We start from the raw sequence: 6,390 nt of genomic DNA, 5'->3' as shown, positions 1-6,390 counted from the left end.
ACCATGAAGCTGTAGAGCGCGATCTCCCCCCACAGGAACGAGAAGTGCGACGGGAACACCTTGCGCAGGTTGCGGGTGAGGAACGAACCACCGCCGGTCCGGCTGGTGACCGAGTCGACGTAGCGCTCGACGAGCCCGCGTCGCGGTTGTCCGTCCGGGCGGTGCAGGAGACGGCGGACGACGCTCATTGGTCCTGGCCCGTCCATCCCCCGGTCCAGCCCTCGGTCCACGAGATCGGTCCGACCGGTCGTTCGAAGTCTCCGTTGGCGATCAGGTATCCCTCGTCGTCCACACCGAGCGACAGCTGCGGCAGCGGACGGGGTGCAGGACCGCCGACCGGTCTGGCGGCGTCGGTCGGGTCGAAGACCGACTGATGACACGGACACACCAGTTGGCGCACGACGTCCGGTTCCCGGGTGTCGATGCCGAACAGCCCGACCGAGCACCCCGCGTGGGTGCAGACCTTCGAGTACGCCACCCACCCGTCGATCGCACCCTGTGCAACCGTCTGTTCACTCAGGATGTCGGGGTGCATCCGCAGGAGGACGATCTGGGAATCGTCGCGCCCGACGAAGCCTTCGGGGAACGCCGTCGTGAGCTGATCGAACTGCCCCGTGGACAACTGGATGGGCACGCTGTCGTTCGTCACGACTCGCCGACCGGCCGACCAGCCCGTGGAGTTCCGCTCACCCTGCGGCTTCGGACCGAGCGACCCGATCGGTCCGACGAAACCGACGGCGAGGCTCGCGAACGATCCACCGAGGAGTCCGACGAGCAACTTGCGACGACCGACCGTGTTCTTCGTCATCTCGATCTCTTCCTCGAGATCGTGCTGCTCCTGGACCGTGGTGTGCAACGGTTCGCGCATCTGGACCACGTGATCGTCGAGGTCGAGGTACTTCGACCAGGACACCAGACCGAATCCGATGCCACCCAGCGCCAACGCCAGGCCGACGCCGAGCCACGTGTCGGCCCAACTGTTCCAGTACGACAGCGCAGCCAGCAGGCCGCCGACCACCGCGACGACGAACGCGACGATCGCCGCTCGATACGCACGCAGGTTCATGTCCTCGTGGGCCACCGGGGTCCATTCGGACACCCGCAAGTTCTTGATCGGGGTGTCGTCCGTCGATGTTGCGTCGTCACTCACGTCGATGCCACCTCCGTGGACTGATCGGTCTCCATCGGACGCTCGGCCTCGGCTCGTTCCGCCTCGGTCTGGGGGTTGTGGCGCCCCTCGCTGGGCCGGCCGATCCATCGGGTCAGGGCGACGAGCGGGATCAGCGCCAGCAGCCAGGCCGCCAGTCCCTCGGCGACCGGTCCGGCTCCACCGAAGTGGCGCGCCGACGTCGTGTCGGCATCGGTGAGGGCCGTCTCGATGTATGCCGCGACGTCGTTGATGTCTTCGGGACTGAACTCGCCGAAGATCGGCATCGAGCCCGGTCCGACGATGATCGCCTCTCCGACCTCCGTCGGCGTCGCGTCGACGAGATTCGGTGCGATCCGGCCGCTGCCGATCGGTGCGCCCGCACCCGACGCCACATGGCAGGCAGCGCAGTTGAGTCGGAACAGGGTCCCGCCGTTTGTGACATCGGCGTTCGTGGTGTCGACGTCGGGGATGCCGGGACCGCCCCCGATCGTGGCGACGTGATCGACCAACGCGACGATCTCTGCCTCGGAGTACCGCACGGGACCGCTCTTGGCCTGCAGATTCGGTGCCGCGAGCGGCATCCGTCCGGTGCGCAGGACGAAGTCGGCCGCGGCCGCCCCCTCGGATTCGAGCGACGGACCGCGGTTCTCGACGCCGAGACCGTCCAGACCGTGACAGCTCGAGCACTGGGTCTTGAACATCAACGCACCGTCGGCCTCCTCGGATCCGACGTCTCCGGCGGCCCGGGGCGCGCCGGTCGCCGGCCCGGACGCCAACAGCATCACGAGCGCGAACACGATCGCCGCGGCCAGTGGCAGGAGCGCCAGCTTCGGGGATCGGAGGACGGCGCTCATCGGATCACGAAAATCGTCACGAAGACACAGACCCAGATCACATCGACCAGATGCCAGAACAGCGAGATGCCGTTCGCCCACGGTGTGATCTCGTCCAGCGAGCGGGTGCGGGTGGCACGGATGTAGAGCAGAACCAGCGCGGTCAACCCGCCGAGCACGTGCATGGCGTGCAACCCGGTCAGTCCCCAGAAGACCGAGCCGTACGTGCTCTCGTCCCACCGGAAGTCGATCGTGGCGTACTCGGTGATCTGATTGACGAAGAACGCCCCACCCAGCAGGATCGTTGCGGTGAGCCAATGCCGCATCCGTCGACGATCTCCGCGATCGTGCGCGCGATCGGCGGCGATCATGGTGAACGACGACGACACCAACACCAGGGTGAAGAACCCGTCACGGACGGTGTCGAGTTCGACTCCCTCGGCCGGCCATTGATCGGCGGTGGATCGCAACAGGAAGTACGCCGCGAAGAATGCTGCGAACAGCATGATGTCGGACGCGAGGAACACCACGACGCCGAACTGGCCGGTCGTCCGGCCCGGTGCCGAGGCCGAAACGGCCGGGGTCACTGTCGCTTCCATGCGCCGAAGGTAACGCATCGCGCACCCCCACGTCGGAACCGACCTTCCCGAACCGTCGATTCCGACAACATTCGCCGACTTCTGGTGGAGATTCGCACATGACGGCCGTTTCCAGCGCGCGTGAGGACTTCACCGGAACGTCGGTCTGCAAAGATCGCGGTGTGTCCGAACCCACTCTCCCCCCGCCGACCGTGAGCGAGGAACTGGCCCCGCCGTCTCCCGGCACGATGGTGCTCGCACCCGACGCGATGCAACCCGGTCCGAGCACTGCGGCCGTGATGACCACCGAACTGGTCAGCGGCTTGCGCACGGTGCGCCGACACCTGTCTCGGCCGTCCGCGTCCGAGGGTTTCCTGCGCACCGAACTGACGATCTCCGCGCGTCAGATCGAATCGCTGATCCAGGCGAACGACGCCGCCGACGAGCCATGGGCGGTCGCTGCCATGTCGCTGCTGCACGATGCCGCTGCTGCCCTCGAACAGGGCCGGATCACCGACGGCTGGCAACTGCTCAGGGCTGCCCGCCTCGAGATCGTCGAGGGCATGGACCGGCGTGGGTTGGCCGTCGAGATGTCGAACCTGACCGGTGGGGATCTCGCGCTCGACGACGACGCCGACATCGAGCGGCTGCGTACCCGGGTCTGGGCGGTCCGCCAGACGAAGAACACCTACGACGCGGAGGTCGAACGACGGATGTTCGAGGCGGGCCGTGGGCTGGCCCATCGAGCGTGGCTGCTGTTCGGAGTCATCGTGATGGGCGCGATCGGCGTACTGGTCGTGTCGCCCGCGTCCGAGTCCGACGATGCCCTGGGGAGCCTGTCGGGCTACCTGGCCACCGTCGGCCTCGCGATCACCGGCGCGGCCGTCTCGCACATGTTGTTCAGCCGGAACTCGACACGTGCGACCGCCCTGTCGGACGTGGTCAATCCGTTGTACATCCTGATGTTGCGCCTCACCTTCGGCGGCGTCGTGGGGCTGCTCGTGGTCGTGCTCCTGCAGGCCGACATCCAGAATCTGGTCAACGTCGCCGGTGTCGCCGCCTACCCGTGGGCGATCCTCGGCGGCTTCGCGGAACGCTACGTCGACCGTGTCATCGACCGGACCGAGACCGACGCCACGACGGCTGCGTCGGAGGCCTGCCGCGCCGGCAAGACCTGACCTGGGTCTGCACTCGCCGTTTGCGTGAGGACCCTGCGTCCGCACAGCGCACACTCCTCACGCGAACGACACGGCGACCAGATCAATCCTGGATCTTGCGGTCCATGTTCTCGTGGTAGTGGGCGATCTTGCACTCCCGATCGTTGAGGACGTGCTGCGTGTAGCCGCTCGACCGCTTGGTGCGCTCGAGCTGTTCGTAGATCTCGATGTCCTCGCCGACGACCTTCTTGAGGCCCTTCCAGTGCGCCATCGTGCGCTCGTGGTAGGTGGCGTACTCCGGATCGTCGAGATCTCCGGGGTAGATCAGCTCCCAGCACAGGAAACGGGTGCGGTCGACGTCGATCGGGATCGGGTTGAACACCTGGATGTGCTCGGGGTTGCAGTTGAACACGGTGTTCGGAAAGACCACGTAGTGGCAGATCGCGAAGCGATGATGATCGGGATCGACCGCGAGCTCCTCGAGTTTGTCCGCACGGGGAACGAAGCACATGTAGTTGTCGTCGACGATGTGGAACGACGTCTCGCGCGCCGCCTTGACGAACGCCGCGTCGACGCCGTGGAGTTGCTTGGTGTGGTAGATCTCGTTGAAGCCGTCGACGATCGCCTTGTAGCTCACCGGGACGTCCCATTCGACGACCTCGTGCAGGATCATGTCCTCCATCTTGAACTGGCCGAGGTCGGCCGAGATCTCGGTTCCGATCCCGTCGAGCAGCGGCTCGGCCCGATCGGGTCCGGCGAGGTTGATCCAGACCCATCCTCCCCATTCGTCTGCGGCGACGGCCGGTGAACGCAGACCCTCGAGGTGATCGGGATCGAAGTCCTCTCGCTCGGGAACACCGACGACCAGACCGGTCGTGTCGTAGACCCACCCGTGGTACGGGCACGTGAAGCGACGCGCTCCGCAGCCGACCAACTCGCCGACGATTGCGGGGCCACGGTGCTGGCACACGTTGTGGAACGCCGCGAGTGACCCGTCCGGCTGGCGGGTGACGACGACGGTCTCACCGTGCCCTTCGAACGTCAACCAGTCACCGGATTCGGGGATCTGTTCGGATCGCCCTGCGATCAACCAGTGTGCGCCGAGCACGCGCTCGCGTTCGAGTTCGAAGCGGACCGGGTCGCCGTAGACGTCGGCGCTCATGGTCGAGGGTCCGTAGTCGGGCAGAAGCTGGACGTCACCGCCGAGTCGCACCGGGACGTCGCCGCGGGTTGGGATGTGCACCATCGGAGTTCCTTTCGATCGGGCATTGCGTAACAAGCGTTATGTATAACAGCTGTGATATCATCGGTCAATGCCGAAGGTCGTCGATGCCGATCAGCGCCGCTCCGAACTGGCGACGGCCGCTGCGCGCGTCATCGCCCGCGACGGTATCGACGGCGCATCGCTGCGTGAGGTCGCCGCCGAGGCCGGCTGGACGACCGGTGCACTCGTCCACTACTTCGCCAACAAACGTGAGCTCCTCGCGTTCACCCTGCAGAGCTCGCTCGACCAACGCCGATCCCGCCACGCCGTCCGCGCTGCGATGACCTCGTGTGAGACGCTGCGCACGACGCTCCTCGAGGCGCTCCCCACGACGGACGAGAACCGGTTGCACTGGATCGTCACCCTCGCCTTCGCAGCCCAGGCCGCCGGCGACACCGAACTCGCCGAGATCCAGCGCATGGCATATCGAGGCTTCAGATCGCGGGTCGCGTCGCTCGTCGACGACCCGGACGGACCCGCCGCCGAACGCGAGGCCGAACGGTTGATCGCGCTCGTCGACGGAATCGCACTGCAGGCGCTGTTCGACCCCGACCTCTGGACACCCCGCCGCCAGATCGAGGCACTCGAGACCGGATTGGGCTGACCACCTCCTCCCGAACTCCCCCGCCGCCGACCGCCGGACGATTCGACCGACGAGATGCTGACCGGGATCGGCTCCGAACGCCGACGCGTGGACTATTCTCTCCGGATGGCTGCTTCGCAACTCGACCTGATGCCGGGAGAGAAAATGATCCTCTCGGAGAACCCGCACTGGTGGTACTTCTGGAAGCAGGTAGCGGCAGCTGTCGGAATTCTCGGCCTGCTGGTCCTCCTCTCCGTGGTCGAGAACGGCGCCCTCGAGACACTGTTCGGCGCGATCGCAGCCGTGTCCTTCGTGGTCCTGCTCATCGACACGGGATACGAACTCGTGCAGTGGCGTACCACCCGATTCGCCGTCACCGACCAGCGCGTCGCCTACCAGAGCGGTGTCATCCGTCGGAAGGGCGTGTCGATCCCACTCAACCGCATCAACAACGTCAACTTCGAACAGTCGATGATCGCCCGGATGCTCAACAACGGCACCGTGACCATCGAGTCGGCAGGAGCGACGGGCGACTCGGTGTTCGAGAACATCCCCGACCCGGCCAATGTCCGCACGTTGATCTTCAAGGAGATGGAGGCCGACGAACAGTCGGACTCCAACCGCGATGCCGCAGCGATCGCCGAAGCACTCGGTCGCCAGACGTTGCCGCCACCCACGGCGTCCGCCGCACCAGGATCCGGAGCGCAGCATCGTCTCGGCGAACTCGAGCAGCTTCGTCAACAGGGACTCGTCTCCGATGCCGAGTACGAGATCAAGCGCAAGCAGATCGTCGACGACCTCTAGCCCGGAAGCATCCGGACCGGG

General features: G+C 66.1%; 7 protein-coding genes and 1 pseudogene. 3 read left to right on the top strand and 5 right to left on the bottom strand.

The features are described 5' to 3' along the window. The 4 genes and pseudogenes from WBV89_RS15605 to WBV89_RS15590 all read right to left on the bottom strand — a co-directional run. Window positions 1-188, bottom strand: a pseudogene (locus tag WBV89_RS15605) (ubiquinol-cytochrome c reductase cytochrome b subunit); the annotation flags it as partial. Beyond that, the gene (locus WBV89_RS15600; RefSeq protein ID WP_423982271.1) at window positions 185-1,150 is read right to left on the bottom strand and encodes a Rieske 2Fe-2S domain-containing protein; all 966 of its coding nucleotides are present in this window, start codon (window positions 1,148-1,150) and stop codon (window positions 185-187) included. The pseudogene WBV89_RS15605 and the gene WBV89_RS15600, both read right to left, overlap by 4 nt. Further along, window positions 1,147-2,004, bottom strand: a complete 858-nt coding sequence (locus WBV89_RS15595; protein ID WP_423982270.1) for a c-type cytochrome — start codon at window positions 2,002-2,004, stop codon at window positions 1,147-1,149. Before WBV89_RS15595 ends, WBV89_RS15600 begins: the two co-directional genes overlap by 4 nt. Then, on the bottom strand, window positions 2,001-2,582 hold the full coding sequence (locus WBV89_RS15590) for a cytochrome c oxidase subunit 3 (protein WP_423982269.1): 582 nt from the start codon (window positions 2,580-2,582) through the stop codon (window positions 2,001-2,003). The genes WBV89_RS15595 and WBV89_RS15590 overlap by 4 nt, the downstream gene beginning before the upstream one ends. Before the next feature lie 161 nt (window positions 2,583-2,743). Here WBV89_RS15590 and WBV89_RS15585 point away from each other — a divergent pair, with 161 nt between their 5' ends. Beyond that, window positions 2,744-3,739 carry a hypothetical protein gene (locus WBV89_RS15585; RefSeq protein ID WP_423982267.1) on the top strand — a complete coding sequence of 332 codons (996 nt, stop codon included), beginning with the start codon at window positions 2,744-2,746 and terminating at the stop codon, window positions 3,737-3,739. A gap of 82 nt (window positions 3,740-3,821) precedes the next feature. On the opposite strand, the gene WBV89_RS15580 is transcribed toward WBV89_RS15585, so the two are convergent. After that, complete coding sequence (locus WBV89_RS15580; RefSeq protein WP_423982266.1) at window positions 3,822-4,964, bottom strand: aromatic ring-hydroxylating oxygenase subunit alpha; 1,143 nt, start codon at window positions 4,962-4,964, stop codon at window positions 3,822-3,824. Between the two features lie 67 nt (window positions 4,965-5,031). Here WBV89_RS15580 and WBV89_RS15575 point away from each other — a divergent pair, with 67 nt between their 5' ends. Further along, entirely contained in the window at window positions 5,032-5,586 is a 555-nt protein-coding gene (locus WBV89_RS15575; RefSeq protein WP_423982265.1) for a TetR/AcrR family transcriptional regulator, read from the top strand. A 105-nt stretch (window positions 5,587-5,691) separates the two neighbouring features. Beyond that, the gene (locus tag WBV89_RS15570) at window positions 5,692-6,369 is read left to right on the top strand and encodes a PH domain-containing protein (RefSeq protein ID WP_423982264.1); all 678 of its coding nucleotides are present in this window, start codon (window positions 5,692-5,694) and stop codon (window positions 6,367-6,369) included. Window positions 6,370-6,390: the final 21 nt, after the last annotated feature.

Source organism: Ilumatobacter sp. (genome assembly GCF_049588435.1).
GTDB lineage: Bacteria > Actinomycetota > Acidimicrobiia > Acidimicrobiales > Ilumatobacteraceae > Ilumatobacter_A.
Note: the sequence above shows the minus strand (reverse complement) of the source record. Positions and strands in the feature narration are given on the sequence as shown.